General features: G+C 43.0%; 21 protein-coding genes and 3 pseudogenes. 19 read left to right on the forward strand and 5 right to left on the reverse strand.

Going from position 1 to position 20,330, the window contains the following annotated elements; translation table 11 throughout:
* Positions 1 to 225: 225 nt before the first annotated feature.
* Entirely contained in the window at positions 226 to 399 is a 174-nt protein-coding gene (locus ACM0OZ_RS33645; protein ID WP_414587183.1) for a hypothetical protein, read from the reverse strand.
* Complete coding sequence (locus ACM0OZ_RS33650; RefSeq protein WP_414587184.1) at positions 389 to 511, reverse strand: hypothetical protein; 123 nt, start codon at positions 509 to 511, stop codon at positions 389 to 391. Before ACM0OZ_RS33650 ends, ACM0OZ_RS33645 begins: the two co-directional genes overlap by 11 nt.
* Positions 512 to 613: 102 nt before the next feature.
* Between ACM0OZ_RS33650 and ACM0OZ_RS33655 the strand changes: the two genes are divergently transcribed.
* The 12 genes from ACM0OZ_RS33655 to ggt all read left to right on the forward strand — a co-directional run bounded on the left by ACM0OZ_RS33655 (position 614) and on the right by ggt (position 12,737).
* The gene (locus ACM0OZ_RS33655) at positions 614 to 2,170 is read left to right on the forward strand and encodes a glycoside hydrolase family 10 protein (RefSeq protein ID WP_414587185.1); all 1,557 of its coding nucleotides are present in this window, start codon (positions 614 to 616) and stop codon (positions 2,168 to 2,170) included.
* A 229-nt stretch (positions 2,171 to 2,399) separates the two neighbouring features.
* Positions 2,400 to 3,149, forward strand: a complete 750-nt coding sequence (locus ACM0OZ_RS33660; protein WP_414587186.1) for an ATP-binding cassette domain-containing protein — start codon at positions 2,400 to 2,402, stop codon at positions 3,147 to 3,149.
* Positions 3,146 to 3,787, forward strand: coding sequence for an ABC transporter permease (locus tag ACM0OZ_RS33665; protein WP_414587222.1), 642 nt, complete (start codon positions 3,146 to 3,148; stop codon positions 3,785 to 3,787). The genes ACM0OZ_RS33660 and ACM0OZ_RS33665 overlap by 4 nt, the downstream gene beginning before the upstream one ends.
* Positions 3,788 to 3,977: 190 nt before the next feature.
* Positions 3,978 to 4,880, forward strand: a complete 903-nt coding sequence (locus ACM0OZ_RS33670) for a glycine betaine ABC transporter substrate-binding protein (RefSeq protein WP_414587187.1) — start codon at positions 3,978 to 3,980, stop codon at positions 4,878 to 4,880.
* 176 nt (positions 4,881 to 5,056) lie between these two features.
* A complete protein-coding gene (locus tag ACM0OZ_RS33675) occupies positions 5,057 to 5,794 on the forward strand; it encodes a phytochelatin synthase family protein (protein WP_414587188.1) in 738 nt (245 codons plus the stop codon).
* Positions 5,795 to 6,007: 213 nt separating this feature from the next.
* The gene (locus tag ACM0OZ_RS33680; protein WP_414587189.1) at positions 6,008 to 7,222 is read left to right on the forward strand and encodes an HlyD family efflux transporter periplasmic adaptor subunit; all 1,215 of its coding nucleotides are present in this window, start codon (positions 6,008 to 6,010) and stop codon (positions 7,220 to 7,222) included.
* Positions 7,223 to 7,282: 60 nt separating this feature from the next.
* Positions 7,283 to 8,527 (forward strand): ABC transporter permease DevC, encoded by a 1,245-nt coding sequence (gene devC, locus ACM0OZ_RS33685; protein ID WP_414587190.1) that lies wholly within the window; start codon positions 7,283 to 7,285, stop codon positions 8,525 to 8,527.
* A gap of 24 nt (positions 8,528 to 8,551) precedes the next feature.
* Positions 8,552 to 9,229, forward strand: coding sequence for a DevA family ABC transporter ATP-binding protein (locus ACM0OZ_RS33690; RefSeq protein WP_414587191.1), 678 nt, complete (start codon positions 8,552 to 8,554; stop codon positions 9,227 to 9,229).
* 320 nt (positions 9,230 to 9,549) lie between these two features.
* Entirely contained in the window at positions 9,550 to 9,837 is a 288-nt protein-coding gene (locus tag ACM0OZ_RS33695) for a hypothetical protein (RefSeq protein WP_414587192.1), read from the forward strand.
* Positions 9,834 to 10,046, forward strand: coding sequence for a hypothetical protein (locus ACM0OZ_RS33700; protein WP_414587193.1), 213 nt, complete (start codon positions 9,834 to 9,836; stop codon positions 10,044 to 10,046). Before ACM0OZ_RS33695 ends, ACM0OZ_RS33700 begins: the two co-directional genes overlap by 4 nt.
* A 404-nt stretch (positions 10,047 to 10,450) precedes the next feature.
* Complete coding sequence (locus ACM0OZ_RS33705) at positions 10,451 to 10,630, forward strand: hypothetical protein (protein ID WP_073631461.1); 180 nt, start codon at positions 10,451 to 10,453, stop codon at positions 10,628 to 10,630.
* 106 nt (positions 10,631 to 10,736) lie between these two features.
* Positions 10,737 to 12,737, forward strand: a complete 2,001-nt coding sequence (ggt, locus tag ACM0OZ_RS33710) for a gamma-glutamyltransferase (RefSeq protein WP_414587194.1) — start codon at positions 10,737 to 10,739, stop codon at positions 12,735 to 12,737.
* 99 nt (positions 12,738 to 12,836) lie between these two features.
* Here the strand turns inward: ggt and ACM0OZ_RS33715 are convergent, their stop codons facing one another.
* Positions 12,837 to 13,097, reverse strand: coding sequence for a hypothetical protein (locus tag ACM0OZ_RS33715; protein ID WP_414587195.1), 261 nt, complete (start codon positions 13,095 to 13,097; stop codon positions 12,837 to 12,839).
* A gap of 239 nt (positions 13,098 to 13,336) precedes the next feature.
* Complete coding sequence (locus ACM0OZ_RS33720; RefSeq protein ID WP_414587196.1) at positions 13,337 to 13,933, reverse strand: DUF1802 family protein; 597 nt, start codon at positions 13,931 to 13,933, stop codon at positions 13,337 to 13,339.
* Positions 13,934 to 14,029: 96 nt separating this feature from the next.
* Here ACM0OZ_RS33720 and ACM0OZ_RS33725 point away from each other — a divergent pair.
* The 4 genes and pseudogenes from ACM0OZ_RS33725 to ACM0OZ_RS33740 form a co-directional block, all read left to right on the forward strand.
* Positions 14,030 to 14,288, forward strand: a pseudogene (locus tag ACM0OZ_RS33725) (aldo/keto reductase); the annotation flags it as partial.
* A 505-nt stretch (positions 14,289 to 14,793) separates the two neighbouring features.
* Positions 14,794 to 15,366, forward strand: coding sequence for a hypothetical protein (locus ACM0OZ_RS33730; protein ID WP_414587197.1), 573 nt, complete (start codon positions 14,794 to 14,796; stop codon positions 15,364 to 15,366).
* Between the two features lie 325 nt (positions 15,367 to 15,691).
* On the forward strand, positions 15,692 to 16,252 hold the full coding sequence (locus ACM0OZ_RS33735; RefSeq protein ID WP_414587198.1) for a L,D-transpeptidase: 561 nt from the start codon (positions 15,692 to 15,694) through the stop codon (positions 16,250 to 16,252).
* 46 nt (positions 16,253 to 16,298) lie between these two features.
* Positions 16,299 to 16,796 (forward strand): annotated as a pseudogene (locus ACM0OZ_RS33740) (aldo/keto reductase); the annotation flags it as partial.
* 30 nt (positions 16,797 to 16,826) lie between these two features.
* Here ACM0OZ_RS33740 and ACM0OZ_RS33745 read toward each other — a convergent pair.
* On the reverse strand, positions 16,827 to 17,000 hold the full coding sequence (locus ACM0OZ_RS33745; protein WP_414587199.1) for a hypothetical protein: 174 nt from the start codon (positions 16,998 to 17,000) through the stop codon (positions 16,827 to 16,829).
* 61 nt (positions 17,001 to 17,061) lie between these two features.
* Here ACM0OZ_RS33745 and ACM0OZ_RS33750 point away from each other — a divergent pair, with 61 nt between their 5' ends.
* From ACM0OZ_RS33750 to ACM0OZ_RS33760, 3 genes and pseudogenes are all read left to right on the forward strand, one after another.
* A complete protein-coding gene (locus ACM0OZ_RS33750; protein WP_414587200.1) occupies positions 17,062 to 18,333 on the forward strand; it encodes an RNA-guided endonuclease InsQ/TnpB family protein in 1,272 nt (423 codons plus the stop codon).
* Between the two features lie 26 nt (positions 18,334 to 18,359).
* A pseudogene (locus ACM0OZ_RS33755) lies at positions 18,360 to 18,827 on the forward strand (aldo/keto reductase); the annotation flags it as partial.
* Between the two features lie 715 nt (positions 18,828 to 19,542).
* Entirely contained in the window at positions 19,543 to 20,004 is a 462-nt protein-coding gene (locus ACM0OZ_RS33760) for a DUF4383 domain-containing protein (protein ID WP_414587201.1), read from the forward strand.
* Positions 20,005 to 20,330 lie beyond the last annotated feature (326 nt).

Raw genomic sequence — 20,330 nt, forward strand, 5'->3', positions numbered from 1 at the left:
ACTCAGACAACTTCTCTACTTCTGGTTATAGATGAAATTTACATCAGCTTATGCAGACACTCATTTTGCCATCTTCTAACGGGCTAACGATGTAGCTAACAAGCTGAATGCAAAGTTCAACCCAGCGTCAGCACCGCAACCACAATTCCTATGAGATGCGATCGCCCAAGCTGAAGTAACCGTCTTCTGTCACTCTCCGAAGAGTAAAATATCCCCTGGTAGCACTTATGCAAGACCCGTAGAATCATGAATTTTACCAGGATATTTGTAAGGATTGTCGTCTGGTGTTGCTCCACCAAGTCTTATAGTGAACCAAGGACACCAAAAGTAAAATCCTGGTATTAGTAAGTCCATACTGTATGCGATCGCTCTTAGCTTTTCTTGTCTGCTAATTTTCATTTTTTTCACTCGATTGGATTGGATAAAGTTGCATTGCTTTAGTTGCAGGAATCCATTCTTCCGACGCTAGCATGACACGATGCTCTCCATTAATAGCCGTAGATGCCAACACTAAATTAACTTCACGCTACTGGATAGGAACTGACTCTACACAAGTAAAGTCCACAACTGAGGGCAGTAGCCTCCAACAGTTGCGTTTCCAAAAATATCTCTCGTGAACCTTAAAGCGATTCTTCTCAGTTTATTGTTACTCGGAGCCAGTTCCCCTGTCCTATCTCAGGACATCCCACAAAAACCAGAAAATACCATCCCAACACCGCCCGCAAGAGAATTCAGAGGTGTGTGGATTGCTACCGTAGGCAACGTTGATTGGCCCTCTCGACCCGGCTTAACCAGCGAGCAGCAAAAGGCGGAACTCATTACGATACTTGACAGGGCGGTAGCATTAAAGCTCAACGCGGTCATCTTTCAAGTACGCCCAGCCTGTGATGCGTTATACCCATCTCCCTACGAACCTTGGTCAGAGTACTTAACTGGACAAATGGGCAAAGCGCCAGAACCTTATTATGACCCTTTAGCTTTTGCAGTGGAAGAAGCGCATAAACGGGGTTTGGAGTTTCACGCATGGTTTAATCCCTACCGTGCCCGTCAAGCGAACGCAAAATCCGAAATTGCGGCTAACCACATTAGCAGAACTCAACCACAGTTAGTCAAGCACTATGGCAAGGCTCTGTGGCTAGATCCTGGAGAAACGGCAGTTCAGGACTACTCTCTCAAAGTCATTATGGATGTTGTTAGCCGATATGACATAGATGGAGTTCACATTGACGACTACTTCTATCCTTACCCAGAACGCGACGGAGGGAAGCAGATTGACTTCCCTGACGAACTCAGTTGGCAGCAATATCTGCGTACTGGAGGGACACTCAGCCGCAGTGACTGGCGGCGCGAAAATATCAACACGTTTGTTCACCGTCTTTATCAAAGTGTCAAAACTCAAAAACCTTGGGTGAAAGTTGGCATTAGCCCGTTTGGAGTTTGGAAACCGGGCTACCCTCAAGCGACAGCAAATAAAACGTTCAACGCCTACGACCAAATATATGCTGATTCTCTAAAATGGTTGGTGAACGGCTGGCTAGATTACTTGTCCCCACAACTTTATTGGAAGATTTCACAAACTCATCAAAGTTATCCCGTTTTGCTAAAGTGGTGGCTAGAGCAAAACTCCTTGGGTAGGCATATTTGGTCTGGAATTTACACCAGTCGCGTAGGTAATGACACCTCGAAAACTTGGGATGCTCACGAAATATCCTATCAAATTCAGGGAACGCGGGGTTTTTCAGGAGCGGGCGGCAACATTCACTTCAGTATGAAATCTTTGATGCAAAATCGTGGCGGAATTTCTGACTTGTTAGCAAACGAGGTTTACACAAAACCTGCTTTGGTTCCAGCATCGCCGTGGTTGGATAACACACCACCAGCTAAACCCGAACTGACAATATATAAAGATGCAATTACAGGCAGAATTCAACTCAATTGGAAACCCACAGGGCAACAAAAAGTTTGGTGGTGGGTTGTCCAGACTAAAACAGGAAGTGAATGGACGACAAATATCTTACCCGTTGGGCAAACTTCCTACGTGTTAAATAATACTCAGGTTGAAAGTGCGGCTGTCTCCGCAGTGACTCGCTATGGTACTCAGGGAACAAGTGCTGTTATGGAAATAAAACAGAATCAGGCGAAAAAACCAGCACTTAATGTCGGTTCATAACTTAGTCGTGTTAGTTATTGACACGTGTGAGTGTATTTTACAGTAGACTTCTTGCATTCATTCCAAAAAAAAGAATAATTAACCACAGATGGACACAGATGGACACAGATGGAATAAAACAGATGCAAGAAGTCTAGTCATCAGTAGGTGGGCATTGCCCACCATTCGACTGAACTGGCAAAATCACCGCATAATGTGACATAAAGCTAGCTTTCACTGAAAGTCACTCATGGCGCAGGATAACCAAATCGCTGTCGAATTCCACAATGTTACCTTTAGCCGTAACAACCGCCCTCTGGTATCAAACCTCAATTTCTCTATCAATCGGGGAGAAGCACTGATATTACTAGGGCGCAGTGGAAGCGGCAAAACCACGACAATGAAATTAATCAATCGCCTATTTATACCCACACAAGGCGAGGTGTTATTTGATAGCATTTCCACAACTCAATGGGATGAAATTAAACTGCGGCGCAAGATTGGTTATGTTATTCAAGAAACGGGTTTATTTCCTCATTTCACTGTTGAACGCAATGTAGGTTTAGTTCCATCTTTAGAAGGTTGGAAACCCAAACAAATTAAAACGCGAGTTCATGAATTGCTGCATTTAGTGGGTTTAGATCCAGACAGATTTGCTCAAAGATATCCGCATGAACTTTCAGGAGGACAAAGGCAACGGGTAGGTGTGGCAAGGGCGCTTGCAGCCGATCCGCCAGTGTTGTTGATGGATGAACCGTTTGGCGCACTCGATCCCATTACGCGGTTGGAACTGCAACAAGAATTTAAACGGTTACAGCAGGAACTGGGCAAAACAGTTGTGTTTGTGACTCACGATATCCAAGAAGCATTTGTCTTGGCATCGAGAATTGGGTTAATGCATGGGGGAGAATTGGTAGTGTTAGGTACAACTGAGGAATTTTTGCACTCCCAACACCCAGAAGCCCTCGCATTTCTGCAATGTCTGAAGCCAGCCATATGAACATCAGTGACTTCTTCTTAATAAAATATGCCCCGGAAATTCTGGAACGCACTCTAGAACACTTGCTGCTTGTAGCGATTTCTATCGGGATTGCCACTCTCGTAGGTATTCCACTTGGTATATTAATTACCCGACAAAAGAATCTCCGTCAACCAATTCTCGGGATTGCGAATATTATGCAAACCGTTCCTAGTCTGGCACTGTTTGGTTTGCTTATCCCGGTGCCTGTTATTGGCGGAATTGGAGCAAACCCTGCAATTTTTGCCCTGATTTTGTATTCTCTATTGCCAATCATTCGTAACACTTACACGGGTATTACTGGTGTGGATTCAGCAATTATAGAAGCTGGGCGGGGCATGGGAATGACTGATAAAGAACTATTGCTTCAAGTGGAGATTCCCTTGGCGCTGAGTGTTATTCTGGCAGGAGTGCGGGTGGCGACGGTGATTGCGATTGGAATTGCAACTATTGCTGCAGCAATTGGTGCTGGTGGTTTAGGGGAGTTGATTTTTCGAGGTATTTCAGCGGTGAATAATCAGTTGATTTTAGCTGGTGCGATACCGGCGGCGGTTATTGCTTTGCTTGCTGATTTTGCTATTGGTTGGTTGGAAGGGAAATTTAAAATTACAAAAAAATAGGGTGCGTTGTAATTTATGAACCGCAGAGACGCAGAGGGCGCAGAGGAGGAAAAGAGAGAGAAATGATATCATGTCCGATTAAATAACCTTACTAAGTTTGTAGTGAGGACTTTAGTCCTCTTCCACAAAAACAAGGACTAAAGTCCTTACTACATATAAGTTTTATTATGGGTACTTTGCCGGACTTGATATGAAGAGATTTTTTGCCTTTTTCCTTTTAACTTTTGCCCTAGTGTTAGGAATTGCTAGTTGTAACCCCAGCACAAGTGGCGGTGGTAGTGGTGATATTGTTGTTGCTTCAAAAGGTTTTACTGAACAAGATATTTTAAGCGAACTTTTAGCACAGCAAATCGAAGCAACAACCAATTTAAAAGTTCAGCGTCTTCGCTTTACGAGTGCTTTAGTCACTCATCAAGCGATTACTGCTGGGAAAATTGATGCTTATGTTGAGTACACAGGTACAGCTTTTACTGTTATTTTAAAACAAAAAGCAATTAATGATCCAAAAGAGGTTTATCAGCGGTTAAAAGAAGCTTACGCTCAAGAATTCAATCTGGAAGTGATGGAATCGTTGGGTTTTGAAAATACTTTTGCAATGATTATACGCGGTGAAGATGCAAGTCGTTATAATATCAAAACTCTTTCGGAAGCTGCTAGATATACACCCGAATGGCGTGGTGGTTTTGGCTATGAATTTATAGAACGGGAAGATGGTTTTCCTGGATTGTCTAAAAGCTACGGTTTGCGCTTTGCGAAATCTCCTCGGATTATGGATTTGGGGTTGATATACCGGGCGATTCTGCAAAAGCAAGTAGACATGATAAATGGAAATTCTACTGATGGGCAAATTTCTCGCTTGGGTTTAGTTGTGCTAAAGGATGATAAGCAGTATTTTCCACCTTATCAAGCGACTCCAATTGTACGGAAAGAAACTTTGCAAAAGTATCCGGAAGTTAGGAAGGCGATCGCCCAACTTGGTGGAAGAATTTCGGCTTCGGAAATGCGCCAATTGAACTATTTGGTTGAGGGTGAGTTACGTGATATTAAACAGGTGGTGAGCGAGTTTCGCAAAGCTAAGGGTTTAGCCTCATGACGTCAGGGAACAAGGCAACTCTTTAGTTGAGGGCGAGTTATGCGATAGTGAAGAGGTGAAGAGCGAGTTTCGCCAAGCTAAGGGTTTAGCCTTACGCAAAAACGTAAAGTTTTTCTTAGGGTCTTGGCGTCTTTGTGTGAGATGATATTATCTAAATTTTTCTATACAGATAATTTATGAATAATAATTTACTCAAAACTATCAAAATACCTTTCAAGGCTTTAATAATAAGTACTATTGTTGCTGGTGGAAGTGTCTTTGCCCAAACATTAACTATACCACAAAATTTGATTGCTTTCAACTCTGATGAAGGTGAAAAACTATTTATTGAAAGTCAATCAAGGCAAGATTTCTTTCCACTCGGTATGCAGTTTGTTACGCAAAATAATCAGGCATATTGTGGTGTTGCTAGTATCGTTATGGTTCTGAATGGTTTGCAAATTCCTGCACCAGAAGCACAGCAGTATTCTCCCTATCGGGTATTTACTCAAGAAAACTTTTTTAATAACGAAGCTACTCGAAAAGTGTTAGCACCCGAAGTTGTTTCTCGTATGGGTATGACGCTAGAGCAGATAGGGCAATTATTGGCTAGTTATGGTGTTAAGGTCAAAGTTTACCACGCTGCTGACACTAGCCTAGAAGATTTTAGAAAATTGGTTTCAGAAAATTTGAAACAGCCAGCTAATTTCGTCTTAATTAATTTTTTACGTAAAGAAATTGGGCAAGAAAAAGGCGGGCATATCTCGCCCATAGCAGCATACAACGAGAAAACAGATAGGTTTTTAATCATGGATGTTGCTCGTTACAAGTACCCGCCAGTTTGGGTGAAAACAGCAGATTTATGGAAGGCTATGGCAACAGTTGATTCAGTTTCTGGTAAGACACGGGGATTTGTATTTGTCAGTCGAAATTAAAGAAGGCAGAAGTGCAATAGTCAATTCTGCCTTCCGACAGATGCACAATAAGTAATATTCCTTATGGGAACTTCAAAGATGCATTTTGAGTCTAACTTGTCTGTTCATAATCCTCCCAGTCCAAGGGTCCCTAATCCCCAATCCCCAGTTCAATAGATTATTCGTTTCTCCACATCCGAGTTATATTGTATTCAAACGAGAACCGCTATCATTATGGTTCAGCCCCAAAATGGACTTACCCGAGGTGTATCTTTCGGTTTTCGCCAGTGGGTGACTTACACAGTTATTATCAGCCTTCTCGGTTTGTCTGCTGCCTGCGGTGGTACAATCCAGGCACAGGATAATACTTCTGAAACTCCTTCTGCAGCAAATCCCAGTTCTACCACTCGGGTTGTTGCTCTTGGTAAGTTAATCCCAGAAGGAGACGTGATCAAGATTTCAGTAGCAAATGCGCAGGATAGCCGCGTTAACCAAATTTTGGTAAAAGAAGGCGATTTTGTCAAAGAAAATCAAATCATTGCCATCCTTCAGGGAAAAGATAGAGCTGAACAACAGCTGAGGGATGCTAGGGCAAATGTTGCCATAAAACGGGCGCAGTTGCTGAAAATCCAGCAGGGAGACGTAAAAGAAGGAGAAATTAGTGCCCAACGTGCGGGTATTGCTGAGTTAGAGGCTCGCATTCGTTCTGAAACGAAACAAAGAGAAGCAGCGATCGCCTCTTCTGAAGCAACTCTGCGCAATGCTCAGCTGAAATATCAGCGTAACCTTGCTTTGGTGAAGGAGGGAGCTATCAGTACATCTAACGTAGATAATACACAAGAAGAGTTTGACAAGGCTACAGCAATTCTTGCACAAAACAAAGCAGAGTTAGAAAACACTAAGACGACTTTACAGGCACAACTTGCTAAAGAACGAGCGAATTTGGCGAAATTGCAAGAAGTTCGCCCAGTCGATGTAGAAATTGCCAAAGCTGAATTAGAACAAGCCCTGATTCAGGTGGAACAGCGAAAGGCTGAATTGGACAACACCCAAGTGCGAGTACCGATTTCTGGACAAATTTTGAGAATCAACACCCGCGTTGGAGAACTGGTGAGTACCCAACAAGGAATAGCAGAACTGGGAAGGACAAACCAAATGTATGCGATCGCCGAAGTCTACGAAACCGATATTGTCAAAGTGCGCCCAGGACAGCAAGCTACTATTACGAGTGAATATGGCGGCTTTGGCGGCGAGATTCGGGGTAAAGTTGACGAAATTGGTTTACAAATTGGCAAAACGCGTCTTAATCAAGACCAGAGTAACCCAACTAATGATGTCAATGCTCGTGTTGTGGAAGTGAAAATCCGCCTTAACCCACAGGATAGTCCGAAAGTAGCCGCTTTAACAGGTATGCAGGTACGAGTCAAGATTGATACTGATTCTAAGTAAGGAGGAGATTTCAAAACATCAAAGAAATAATGAACCACAGATGGACACAGATGGACACAGATGCAATTTCCCTATTTGAAATCATTCCTCAAGAATTTTGACTTCGAGACTCCCCTTGCTTGGGCGCAATTGTCTCATCAAAAGGTTCGCCTTGCTGTCGCAACGACAGGCGTTTGCTTTGCCAACATCCTAATGTTTAGCCAGCTAGGACTTCTGGCTATGCTGACGGATGGATCAACCAAACTTCATGAAAGTTTGGCAGGTGATTTGCTGTTAGTATCGTCTTTCAGTCCAAGTTTACTGTTTAGGATATCTTTTCCACGTGCTTACCTTTATCAAGCTGCTGCTGTGGAAGGTGTCGCTTCTGCTAGCCCTGTATATATAGGTAGGGCGAATTGGGTGAATCCTAATCAATTATCTTCTTCTAGTGAAGGTAATCTTAGCAAAGAGAAACGCCCACGTTCGCGTCTTTTTGGTAACGAAGTCAGGATAATTGCCTTCAATCCTGCCCAACCTGCCGTACTGAATATGCCAGAAGTTAATCAGCAGTTGGCGAAATTGGCAATCCCAGATGGTGTATTGTTCGATCGCCTATCCCAATCATCTCTTGGAGACATTCCAGAAATGCTAGGCAAGCGCGAAGAGTTAGCAACGATCATGGACAATCACCGCACCTATGTTGTTGGGCTTTTCAATATGGGCAGCACCATGAATGATAAGGGTAATGTCATCATGAGTGACTGGAATTATGCTCAACGCAATGGGCAAAATAGCCTGCAACAAGTCAGGATAGGAGTTTTGACTCTAGAAAAAGGAGCAAACAAAGAAACAGTGCAAGCAAAGCTGCGCGATCGCCTTCCCAAAGATGTTGCGGTGCTGACTCGTGAGGAATTGATTCAACGAGAACAGCAATTCCATGCATCACAGCCGGAGGGAGTCATCCTGAAGTTTGGTACTATTGTAGGTTTTGTCGTCGGTGTCATCATCCTTTATCAAGTCCTTTACGCTGATATCAGCGACCATTTATCTGAGTATGCCACCCTTAAGGCAATGGGTTATTCAGATCGCTCACTGCTTATGGTGGTACTTCAGGAAGCCATCATTCTTGGTGTCATGGGGTTTGTCCCCGGCTTTATCGCTTCAGTGGGGATCTATCAATTGCTGGTTACACTCACAAGAATTCCTTTAACCATGAAGGTGAGTGTCGCCCTTCAGGTATTCATTCTTACTCTAGTTATGTGTGCGGTATCAGGTGCGATCGCCACAGGAAAACTTCGTTCCGCCGACCCAGCCGATGTATTTTAAATTAAGGAACTGGTGAGTGGAGCTATGGAACCTACTGTTGCTGTTCGCAATCTCAACCACGCTTTCGGTCAAGGGATGTTGCGTAAACCCGTGCTGAGTGATGTAAATTTGGATATTTACCCAGGAGAAATTGTTATCCTTACTGGTCCCTCTGGTAGTGGTAAGACAACATTATTGTCCTTAATTGGAGGATTGCGTTCTGTGCAGGAGGGTAATCTAAAAGTCCTTGGTAAAGAACTACGGGGTATCAGTAAAGGACAACTCACTAAAGTCCGGAACAAAATTGGTTTTATCTTCCAACACCACAACTTACTGAAATGCCTAACTGCTTATGGTAATGTCCGTATGTCGCTAAAACTGCACCAGGAAATTCCTAAACAAGAGTATCGACAACGAGCTGTCGCAACACTGCAAGCAGTAGGATTGAGTGATAAGGTGGACTGCTACCCCGCGAATTTGTCAGGAGGACAACAGCAACGAGTAGCAATAGCCCGCGCCTTAGTTGCTCAACCCAAATTGTTGCTTGCAGACGAACCCACTGCATCGCTGGACAGTAAAACCGGTCGAGATGTCGTTGATATTATCCAGCGCCTTGCAAAAGAAGAAGGCTGCTCTGTGCTACTTGTAACCCACGACAACCGTATCCTAGATATTGCCGATCGCATTGTTCATATGGAAGATGGTCGCATACAACGGCATTGAACAAAAAAGTTTTAACAGTTATCAGTTATCAGTTGTCAGTTATCAGTTGTCAGTTACCAGTTTTTTGGTCACTGTTCACTGTTCACTGTTCACTGTTTTAATGGCAATTTGGTACTCTAGATATGGGTTTAGCCCTCAATAAAAAGCTAAGATAATCCTTTGGAGCGATCCTGTCTAAATTTGCCCTGTGATCCAATTCTCGGCAAGAAAGGCTTATTTACGGGTGAGGTGATGAGTCCAGTCCTGTAAGCGCTGCCTTGCACGCAGATGATTGATTACGAAAGTGATGTACTATACAAATAAAATAACAAAAATTAACAATGGTAGAACGCCCAATCAAGAAATCTGACCGTCAGCCCAAAGCAGGTACTGACAACGATTTAGAAAATTCGGATTCTGTGCCTCCTATTGAATCCAATCGCAAAAGCTCAAAACAAAGTGATGAGCGCTCAAAGGGTAAAGGCAAAAGAGGATCCTTTGGGGATGAATCTAGGCAACCGGTTAATCCTGCTTTAGCGCGTGGACCGAAACCCGTTAAGCCGAAAGCCAACGTCAAAACTGAGCCGGAAACCGAATCGGAAGCTATCTCTGAAGAGTCTCAAGAGTGAAGTACCCATACTTAGCTATGCCTGACGGCACGCTGCGCGAACGCTTGAAGTATGGGCTAAGCGAAGACGGCGCACACTTCGCGAACGCGTCTCATTTGCCCTTCGGGTTCAGCAGTCGCCTGCACTGGCTTCTCCGTCTTCAGCGCTGCTTCACCGTTGCTCTGTTGGGTACACTCATTGTTGGGTGTCCGGAACTAAATCCGGTCTAAGTCTTACACAGCGTCTGGAGGTATTGCTACCTTTATCTCCCCGTGGAGAACCCGCGCAGCCATCCCACTTCCTGGGACAGTTATTATTTTTCGTACATTCCTGTATGGCTTATTTTTTACCGCTTTAGTAGTAGGCGAACCAGTGACCGAAATCTTTCCCCCTTTCTCTCGCTCTTAGAAGAGGGTTCGAGTATGACCTCTACTGTGACCGTTTGTTGTGAGTCGAGTGGGTGGGTCAGCCCCTAAGCCCTTCGGGCACGCTACGCGAACGGGGAAGTCAAAAGTCACGCATTCAAAAGTCAAAAGTAAGAACCCCATAAATAAATTTAGGGGCTTGTACCTTTTTCTTTCTGGTCAACAACCATCTATATACTATCATTTATGTAGATGTTGTGTAGATGTATATGAATAAAAAAGGATTGAACTTACGGATATCTGAACGTCGTTTAAATAAGCTTAGATTATATGCAGCAAGTAAAGAAAAAACGATGACTCAATTGGTAGAAGACTGGATTGACCGACTGCCGACACCAGAGATTGGCAACTCCTCAGCCATCCCCAGTCCTGTCAATCCTGCGGATTAAGTTGGTCGGGGATGTCTTCATGGTTGCCCGCAGTAATCCCCACTTTATGAGTACATTGAAGGTGGGGACTTCCGCGATACCGTTAAAAATAATTTGGAGATATAAAATGCGTGTTTTTGACCGATACACGCGGTTTTCAGGGTCTTTACTTTATCTGTGTTTCTCTGTATTGCTGTTTAGCAGCCACAAAGCAGCATTCGCCTTTGTTGTCTCACCGCTACGTACGAAAAAGGCGATGGTAGTCTCAGCGCATCCCCTAGCAAGTGAAGCGGGGATGGCGATGTTACGCAAGGGTGGTAATGCAGTTGATGCAGCAGTAGCGACCACCTTTGCAATTTCTGTGGTAGAACCTTTTTCAGCGGGAATTGGTGGCGGTGGGTTTTTGCTATTGCATCAGCCGAAAACTGGCGAAATCAAGGCGTTGGACTTTCGCGAACGCGCACCGCTAAAAGCTACAAAAAATATGTATTTGGATGCACAAGGCAAAGTGCGTCCAAATGCAAGTGTAAACGGTTATTTAGCTGCGGCGACACCAGGAACAGTGGCTGGATTGTATGAAGTCCATCGTCGTTATGGTAAGCTGCGTTGGCAAGAAGTGGTGCAACCTGCAATCGCTCTGGCTAAAGATGGTTTCATCGTCTCTCAACAGCAGACTTGGCGTTCTATAAAATTCTACGAGAATCGCAAGCAGGTGATTCTGGATAATCCAGCAGCACGAGCAATTTTTACTCGCAACGGTGAATTTTTTGGTCCAGGGGAAAGGTTGGTACAGAGTGATTTAGGACGAACTTTGGCAGAAATTGCTAAAAACCCCCAAAGTTTCTACACCGGAAATATTGCCCGGGCGATCGCCTCCGACATGACAAAAAACGGTGGTTTAATAACTCGTGACGATCTAAAATCTTACAAACCAGTCTGGCGCACTCCAATATGTGGTAATTTCCGCAAAGCTAAAATTTGCTCAATGCCACCACCTTCATCAGGAGGCGTTCACTTATTACAGATTTTAAATATTATTGGTGACACCGATTTAAAATCTTTAGGATGGCACCACCCAGACGCCTTGCACTTGATGGTGGAAGCTATGAAAATTGCTTACGCTGATCGTTCGCAACTTTTAGGGGATCCAGATTTTGTCAAAGTCCCCGTAGCAGAACTTATCAACCTTGCCTACGCTCAAAAACGGCGTCAACAAATCAATATCCAAAAAGCTACACCTTCAAGTGAGGTTAAGCCAGCAGATAAGGAGACGCTACAGCAGTTTACATCAAATTCGCTTCATTACCCTCAATTATTGCAGCACCTCACCTCCAAACCCTTCTTAGTAAGAGGTGGCTTAGCTTACTTTTCACGGGATCGCTCAACCTCGCTTCCATTCCTCTCTTTTGCAAGGAGAGAGGCTTTAAATTCTCCCCCTTCCCTTTTAGGGAAGGGGGCTGGGGGGTTAGGTTTCGCGTTGGTTTTTCCACATGAGGTGAAAAGTCAGGGTGGCTTAGGGGTGGGGTTGCGCGCCACTCGATATGAGTCGCCCGAAACCAGTCATCTTACGGTTGTCGATGAACAGCGCAATGCTGTGAGTTTAACTTTCACGGTAAACTACGGCTTTGGTTCTGGCGTTGTGGTGCCAGGAACTGGTATTCTACTTAATGATGAGATGGATGACTTTGCAGCAGCACCCGGAGTCCCAAATGCATTTGGACTTGTGGGGAATCAAGCGAACGCGATCGCACCGCGTAAAACTCCCTTATCTAGCATGACTCCTACAATTGTCACGGAAAATGGTCGCCTGCGGATGGCTGTGGGTGCGCCTGGTGGTGGTACCATTATCACTCAGGTGTTGCAAGTGATCTTAAATGTATTGGAATACAATATGGATGCAGGCGCGGCTGTTTCTGCACCCCGCATACATCATCAGTGGTTACCAGATGAGTTAAGAGTTGAACCTCTCGGTTTAGATGCTCTCACCCTTGCAGACTTGCAGCGTCGCGGACACAAAATTAACCAGACTGAACCTTGGGGTAATATTAACGCAATTGTCGTAACACCTGACGGATCATTAGAAGGCGCAGCTGATCCGCGTGGAGAAGGTTCCCCCAGAGGTTTCTAAAGAGTGAAAAGTGAAAACTCAAGAGTGAACAAAGTTTTTTATCTTGTATCTTGTATCTTCTCTCTTCTATCTTCTATCTTCTATCTTCTATCTTCTGTTCTATCTTTCTGATGACTGAACTGAAGTGCCTAATGGGGAAAACTCGTTTGCTCTTGCACTTGGTATCAAAGTCCAGCCTGCTTTTAACAATTTTTGGTAAGTCGCCCAACCTTTGGAACCGCCTGGTATTTGGTAATCTGGAACTGCATATTGCCGAAAAGTTGTGTAAGGACGCCAAGGTTCATTGGGTGCAGTTTGCAGATGTAAAATTTTTTCCGCATTTTCGCCAGACTTTGATAACCAGCACATTCGTCGATGCATGGCACGCTCCTTAGTATTTAGCTTCTAAATGCATAATCGCAGACAGATGTCAAGGGTAACCTCACCCTTTCGGGGTACTTTTTTATCGTTCACAACTGTTAACCTGAACACACGTAACAGAATTCAAAGCAAACGAAAGTGTACAAAAATAAACGCAGCAAGCCTCTACGTTTACTCAATGCTATCTGTGGTTCACAAAAATGTATGTATGTTTGAGTACTTTTTTAGATAGTTATGCCTTATATAGATGAGACATATACCTTATCGCTAACGATGTTGCGAATTTGGGCGACTAATTGAGTGTATGTTGAATCAGACAAAACTGGTTGTGCTCCTTGCCGTGAAATCGGTTGAGCCAAATCAATCCATGACTTACAGCCGCCATATTCGCGACAATAGGGAATTTCCTGCTCTCGGGGTAATTTGTAAGTCCGCAGCAGGAGAATATACAATGGCTGACGCGGTTTCCATTTGAGGCGATCGCTAATAAAGTACTCATTCCAGATATGGAACGGAAGTAGAGCATTCACTATTGACTCATCACTGACTGGGAAAATATCCGTAATTTCAGCCCAACTGCCGATACGGACTGTTTCTGGATGCCAGCCAGGTGTTACAGGAACGACGAGATTAGCATACTCGGGTTTGAGCAAGAAAGGTTGTTGATGTTCAAACGTTGGGTAAAGCAATATTTCCTTGTGGGCAACTTGGAAGTGTCCATTGCGTTCGTGAATACCACCTTTGCGAAGCAGCATAATTGTTTTACCTGTTTCCAAGGCGTTGATAGCAACAGCCCATTCTTTGAGTGCATGATTCGTCATAGTCTGTTCTTGCATAAGCATCTACTGTAACTCTGATTTAATTTGAAACCAAGACCGATACACTAGGTTACTGTCTGAGGAAATGAATTAAGGAACAGTTAAGGAGGAATTATAGAAAAGCGAAAGCTGGGTAGATTGAATGTGAGAATCACGCCTATTCTCATGGGGACATGACAAGCTGGTAAAAAACCATGAGTGGGAGTTGAGGACACTGACTCGATTAGCCATAGGAGCAGCATTTGAAGCTAGTATCACAACAATCGACACCGCTGGAGTTTATGGTGACGCGTACTTAAGGCGAATTGTTGCTGAAGCTTTATCTGATGTTTGCCATCAAGTGGAGTTTACCACGAAAGTTTTTGCCAACCATGCTACTGCTACTTACAACGGTTTTCTGTAAAGTGTTCTTTGCCTCACCAATATCTTAAATATCCATTAGATAAGCTTTTATAAGTAAGAGACACCCGAAGATTTGTAGCTTAATCATAAGAATAAGCGCTGTAACAATCGAAAATCAACAATATATCTAAATTTCACGCTTTTAATCTTATTTTTAAATAAAACCTATTGAATACCGAAATTGTTAGCATATTTTTTCTTAAAATCAACTGCTTTAAGTTAGTAAAAACAAAGCTGATTCCAAAAAAAATGTATTCTCAAGTACAAGCTTGTTGAATATGAGACTATGCTTTAGGCAGAGGAGTAAGAAAATTAACAGAGTTAACTTTTAAAGAGAAATATCAACATCAAGTTAAATACTTCAGATTGGCATAGTGAATTGATTTCGGTTCAGAACTGCCACAACATTTTGTCTGATTTTCAGCAAATAACTTAGCCCATTAAGAGTCTTTCAGTTTTAACCCCAGGAGATACAAATGAACAGAAACAACAGTAAAAAATTCTTCCAAACGCTTGCTAGCCTCGTAGGAGTTGCTAGTGCCAGTGCTTTACTTAGTGTGCCAGCATTTGCATTGCCCAATTCCAACTCTCGAAGCACCGTAATTAGTGAAGCCCCAGAAGGCACCTTATACTCCCAAGCCTCCCAAAGAGGGCGATCCTCGGGTGGTTCCACCGGCACAAGCGGGCAATATGGCGGCACCACTACCACCGAAACACAGCAATATCAAAATGGTGGCACCACTGGAACACAGCAATATCAAAATGATACCACCACCGGAACGCAAGAATATCAAAATGATGGTACTAATGAAAATAATAGTACTACCAGAACACAGCAATATCAAAATGATGGTACCACCAGAACGCAGCAATATCAAAATGATGGTACCACCAGAACGCAGCAATATTATCAATACAACAACACTACCGAAACACAGCAAAATCAAAATGGTGTTCGCACTCGAACCCAGCAAAATACTGGTGGAACCGGCACAACAGGCGGACAAAATACTGATGGAAGTGGTGGAGGCGTCAGAGCGCTGTGGTAAATTCCCTTGGAATTTCCTAACTCTACACAGACTGACAAGCTTGTTAACTGTGATGCCTCTGGTTGCTTAATGGCAAATGGTGGCTGCTAACAACAATAGCAGCGAAAAAGACCAAATGCGCTGTCCATCGGTTCGATTTTTACGGCAACAAACTTTGACAATTTTCTTAGAGAGACTACCGAAATTACTCCTGATAACTCGTGGTAAGCTTTTACTGCCTATTAGGAGTAATTTTTATAATAATTAGTCTCAAGATAGATGTTTAACAAAATACTAATGTATTTGGATACTAAATAATTGGTTGCAAATTATTTCTGAAACTAATATGAAAGTAAAGCAATCAGTCAGGCTAGCTCTTTTAATTTGTGCATTTAGTTTCTATTCAAATCCTCAAATATCGTTAGCTGGTGATAAAACTCTTGATGATAACAATTCCTTAAATAATTCCGTTACTGTACCGACGAATTATTATATCGATGATTTAATAACTCAACCGATTTACCTAAAGATAAGTCTTAGCCGCCGTGAAGTAACCCTCTATCGAGGAAAAACCCAAATTAAAAGTTATCCAATTGCCGTAGGTCGCCGAGACTGGGAAACCCCAATTGGCAATTTTCGAGTACGTGAAATGTTAGAAAATCCTACTTGGATACACCCTTTGAAAAAAGGTATAGCTATCCCAGGAGGAGACCCAGAAAATCCTCTTGGTCGCTACTGGATTGGATTTTGGACAAACGGTAAAAATTGGATTGGCTTTCATGGCACCCCTAATCCTGAGTCAGTAGGCAAAGCAGCCTCACACGGTTGTATTCGCATGTACAACAAGGATATTGAGGAATTATTCTCTCAGGTGAACATTGGGACATCAGTCACTATAGTGCGTTGAGATTAGTTCCATAGTATTTAAAAGGCATTACTTTCGGGATTTAAGCATGGAAAAGCGACGCTTGGGGACATCGGACGTACAAATCACGCCTATCCTTATGGGGACTTGGCAAGCTGGTAAAAAAATGTGGGTGGGGGTTGAGGACGCTGACTCGATTAAAGCAATACGAGCAGCATTTGAAGCTGGGATCACGACAATTGACACTGCTGAAGTCTATGGTGACGGACACTCGGAACGCATTGTTGCTGAAGCTTTATCTGATGTTCGCCATCAAGTGGAGTATGCGACGAAAGTGTTTGCTAACCATCTCAAGTACAATCAAGTGATTGAGGCTTGTGAACGCTCCCTCAAAAACCTCAAAACTGACCACATAGACCTTTACCAAATTCATTGGCCCTCTGGCTCCTTCAATTCTGAACTTGTCCCTATTGAAGAGACTATGAGCGCTCTTAACCACCTGAAAGAGCAAGGGAAAATTCGGGCTGTTGGTGTTTCCAATTTTTCCCGTGCCCAACTGGAAGAAGCATCTCAATACGGACGTGTTACTAAGTAGCGAAATTATTTAACAATTCGCTTATTTCTCTATATTCCGCTCCCATTCTTCTACCCATTGTTCCAGCTTTTCCCTTAAAAGCGACTGCCATCCAGGTATCGCTTTTATTCTTTCTCTTAACCCAGGTCTTACCTTCACCTGAAAAGGAATCTTGTCTAAAGCTTTATCTCCTTGAGGTTTAAACTTTATAGTCATTTTTATGTTTTATGTTTTTTCTCGTATACTAGAGTTAAACGAAATAAACCTAGTAAGGCAAATGTATTCCTTAAAGCTAGAATTAAAACTTAATAATAAAGAAAAAACTAGACTAGCGGCATGTGCAGGATTTGCTAGGTTTGTTTACAATTTTGGACTTTCTTTGCTTACTAGCTCTTGGGAGTTTGAAGGGATAAAAGCCGCAGACTCTAAGCGTTTAGCAGCTATCGAAAAGGTTTTTACAAACTATGTAAAAACAAATCCAGAATACCAATGGGTGCAACAGTACCCTTCAGCCATCTACTCGAATGCACTACGGAATTTAGCGAAAGCAGTCGATAAGTGGCGTAAAGGAGAGGCTGGATTCCCTCAGATGAAGAGCAAAAAGAAAGGTGATAGCTTTACTGTTCTCAAGAAATCAGGCGTCTATCCAGCGAAAGGACAGCCAATGTTGCCTTTCACAAATCGTCAGGTTTTGCATCCAGGAAAGCGAATCATCATTCCAGGCTTAGGTGAGTTCAGGCTTAAACAACCAATTCCTTTTCTGTGTTCTAGTCAAAGTTTTACTGTTTCTAGGACTGCTGATAAATGGTTTGTGTCTCTTGTTCTAGATGTCGAAAAAGTCCCTCCCTTAATTCATGAAGTTGAATCAGTTGGGATAGATCTTGGAGTAAAAACGTTTGCGACTTTGTCTGACGGTTCAACGATAGAAACGCCCACTAGTTTGAAGAAAGCGAAAACCAAGCTGAACAAACAACAATGGCGCAACCGTAACAAACAATTAGGAAACCGTCGCAAGGGTCTACTGGCATCCAAGAGAGCTAAACGCTACTTTGATCAAATAGCAAAAACTCACGCTCATATTGCTAATATCCGCAAAGATTTTCTTCAAAAAACGACAACCGACATTAGTCGAAAATATTACCGGATTCGGATAGAAGATCTTAACGTTTCTGGGATGATAGCAAATCACAAGCTCTCGGAAGCCATTTCTTCTTTGGGACTATACGAGTTTCGTCGAATGCTAAGTTACAAGGAAGCCTTTTACGGAACGAAGGTGGAAATAATTGATAGGTGGTTTGCAAGTTCTAAGATGTGTTCTAACTGCACAAACGTACAGCCAATGCCTTTGTCAGAGAGGATTTATGTATGTGGCGCAGGCTGTGGACACATTCAATGCCGTGATTTAAATGCGGCGATTAATCTAAATAATGCCCCTTTACAAAAAATACGTGCGGCAAGCGCGAAATTAACGCCTGTGGACAGGTTAGGAGCCGACTCCCCTGGAAGAAGCAGGAAGCAAACTTCAAATAGTTCGAGTTGTTTGGCTTGAGCGATTTGTGTAAGTTTTGTGTTGCACGTATTGATAGCTTACAACCTCCCTATTCTTTGTTCTGGCGGTCTGTAGAAAAGGATGCAATGCCTTATTGTATCGAAAACCAGATTACCATCATTGCTTATTCACCTCTAGCTCAGGGATTGTTGACAGGGAAATTCGAACCTGGTCACAAATTTGACCCACAAGATAATCGCGCCAAAAATAAGCTGTTTCAGGGAGAAAACTTTGAACGTGCCCAACAAGCTTTAGAAAAACTGCGCCCGATTAGCGATCGCCATCATTGTACCCTTGCTCAGTTAGCGCTAGCATGGCTCATTGCCCAACCACAGACGAGTGCGATCGCCGGTGCGCGTCATCCCGAACAAGCAACCGCAAATGCCCAAGCTGCTGCTGTTCAACTTTCTACTGAGGATCTTCAAGAAATCGATGCCATTGGGCGTATTGTGACTGACCATTTGGACGATGGTTCAGTTATGTGGAATTGGTGATTTGGAGAGGGCTGTAGAAAAATTCAAAGTTCAAAATTATATTTTGAATTTTGAATGGATTTACTCCCTCATATGCATCTTATTGAGAAGTTCTACAACTTATTAACTTAGGTTAACAACCGCTTGCAATTCCATATTCGGGTGATAACTTATAGATAGGACACCAAACAAGGCACAACCAAACTGAAAAGGGCAAATGACCCGGTGTCTCCTGTCAGTAGCCCAAGCAAAAGTCGGCATAAACATTATGATATGTGGCACAGCGCCCAGGTTGAAAGGCGAAGCCAAATCCCAAAGCGGAAAAACAAATGTATGCTGAGTTTGCTAGTGTTTTTGTCCACCCTAGTCGTTGACCGTTTACTTTTTTTAAAGATAAAAGCAGTTTGATCACTACGAACCTTTTAAAAAACCTGGTCACCGTTGACCAGGTTTTCGCCTTTTCTGGGGCTTTTGCGTTATTCTGCTTTGTGTTCTCTTAACCATGAAACCAAAAAATTGAATATCTCGATATCCTGTCCCAATCTCTCGTTATTCGATATCGAAGTTATAAATTCAAGATTATCTTCAACTGTAATATGATTAAGCGGGCAAAGACATCTGAAATTGAAGAAATACCCAAAGTGAGTTTTTAATTGCAACAAACAGAGTAAGTTGATGAAGCGATAAGTAATCCCGTTGGTTTCCTAAAATCTCTAATCAATACGGAGTCATAGTTATGAAAGCGCGCTACTTTGCCTTGATTAGCGGTATTGTGTTTGTATTATTTGGCATTTTTGGTTTTATACCAGGTATGGTTGCAACACCTGGTACTGGTGGACCTCCAGTTACTTTTAAGGCTGGATATGGCTACCTGCTAGAAGCATTTCCCATCAATGTTTTCGATAACATTGTGTATATAGCTGTTGGTATTTGGGGATTGGTTTCTTACCGCAGCTACATGAGAGCGCGAAGTTATGCACGTAGTTTGGCAATCTTTTATGGAGTCCTGGCAATTATGGGATTGTTGCCAGTTCTTAATACGGTATTTGGACTTATGCCGGTCTTTGGTAACGACGTTTTGCTCCATGCGATAACAGCAGTGATTGCCGCTTATTTTGGATTCAAAACACCTAGTCCTGCAGAACTGCGAGAACACGAACGCAATCTGTTGGGTAGTCGCTCACGTAACCGCTTCTAATAAGCTCAATGCAAGAGAAACGGGGCTTGTTACCTTAGTTTAATGTTTTCTTATTAACTTAGATTAACAACTGCTTGCAATTCCATATTCGGGTGATAACTTATAGATAGGACACCAAACAAGGCACAACCAAACAAAAAAGGGCAAATGACCCGGTGTCTCCCGTCAGTAGCCCGAGCAAACATCGGCATAAGTATGATAGTAAGTGGCACAGCGCTCTGGTTGCGAGGCGAAGCCAAATCCCAAAGCGGAAAAACAAACGTATGCTGAGTTTGTTAGTGTTTTTGTCCACCCTAGTTATTCACCGTTCACATTTTTTAACGATA

This window comes from Scytonema sp. PCC 10023 (assembly GCF_963920835.1).
Classification (GTDB): Bacteria; Cyanobacteriota; Cyanobacteriia; order Cyanobacteriales; family Nostocaceae; genus Kalymmatonema.

Bases quoted from the DNA above. Each gene is read 5' to 3' on its own strand.
- ACM0OZ_RS33645 (WP_414587183.1), bottom strand. From the start codon at position 399: ATGAAAATTAGCAGACAAGAAAAGCTAAGAGCGATCGCATACAGTATG.
- ACM0OZ_RS33660 (WP_414587186.1), top strand. From the start codon at position 2,400: ATGGCGCAGGATAACCAAATCGCTGTCGAATTCCACAATGTTACCTTT.
- ACM0OZ_RS33665 (WP_414587222.1), top strand. From the start codon at position 3,146: ATGAACATCAGTGACTTCTTCTTAATAAAATATGCCCCGGAAATTCTG.
- ACM0OZ_RS33670 (WP_414587187.1), top strand. From the start codon at position 3,978: ATGAAGAGATTTTTTGCCTTTTTCCTTTTAACTTTTGCCCTAGTGTTA.
- ACM0OZ_RS33675 (WP_414587188.1), top strand. From the start codon at position 5,057: ATGAATAATAATTTACTCAAAACTATCAAAATACCTTTCAAGGCTTTA.
- ACM0OZ_RS33680 (WP_414587189.1), top strand. From the start codon at position 6,008: ATGGTTCAGCCCCAAAATGGACTTACCCGAGGTGTATCTTTCGGTTTT.
- devC (WP_414587190.1), top strand. From the start codon at position 7,283: ATGCAATTTCCCTATTTGAAATCATTCCTCAAGAATTTTGACTTCGAG.
- ACM0OZ_RS33690 (WP_414587191.1), top strand. From the start codon at position 8,552: ATGGAACCTACTGTTGCTGTTCGCAATCTCAACCACGCTTTCGGTCAA.
- ACM0OZ_RS33695 (WP_414587192.1), top strand. From the start codon at position 9,550: ATGGTAGAACGCCCAATCAAGAAATCTGACCGTCAGCCCAAAGCAGGT.
- ACM0OZ_RS33705 (WP_073631461.1), top strand. From the start codon at position 10,451: ATGAATAAAAAAGGATTGAACTTACGGATATCTGAACGTCGTTTAAAT.
- ggt (WP_414587194.1), top strand. From the start codon at position 10,737: ATGCGTGTTTTTGACCGATACACGCGGTTTTCAGGGTCTTTACTTTAT.
- ACM0OZ_RS33715 (WP_414587195.1), bottom strand. From the start codon at position 13,097: ATGCATCGACGAATGTGCTGGTTATCAAAGTCTGGCGAAAATGCGGAA.
- ACM0OZ_RS33720 (WP_414587196.1), bottom strand. From the start codon at position 13,933: ATGCAAGAACAGACTATGACGAATCATGCACTCAAAGAATGGGCTGTT.
- ACM0OZ_RS33730 (WP_414587197.1), top strand. From the start codon at position 14,794: ATGAACAGAAACAACAGTAAAAAATTCTTCCAAACGCTTGCTAGCCTC.
- ACM0OZ_RS33735 (WP_414587198.1), top strand. From the start codon at position 15,692: ATGAAAGTAAAGCAATCAGTCAGGCTAGCTCTTTTAATTTGTGCATTT.
- ACM0OZ_RS33745 (WP_414587199.1), bottom strand. From the start codon at position 17,000: ATGACTATAAAGTTTAAACCTCAAGGAGATAAAGCTTTAGACAAGATT.
- ACM0OZ_RS33750 (WP_414587200.1), top strand. From the start codon at position 17,062: ATGTATTCCTTAAAGCTAGAATTAAAACTTAATAATAAAGAAAAAACT.
- ACM0OZ_RS33760 (WP_414587201.1), top strand. From the start codon at position 19,543: ATGAAAGCGCGCTACTTTGCCTTGATTAGCGGTATTGTGTTTGTATTA.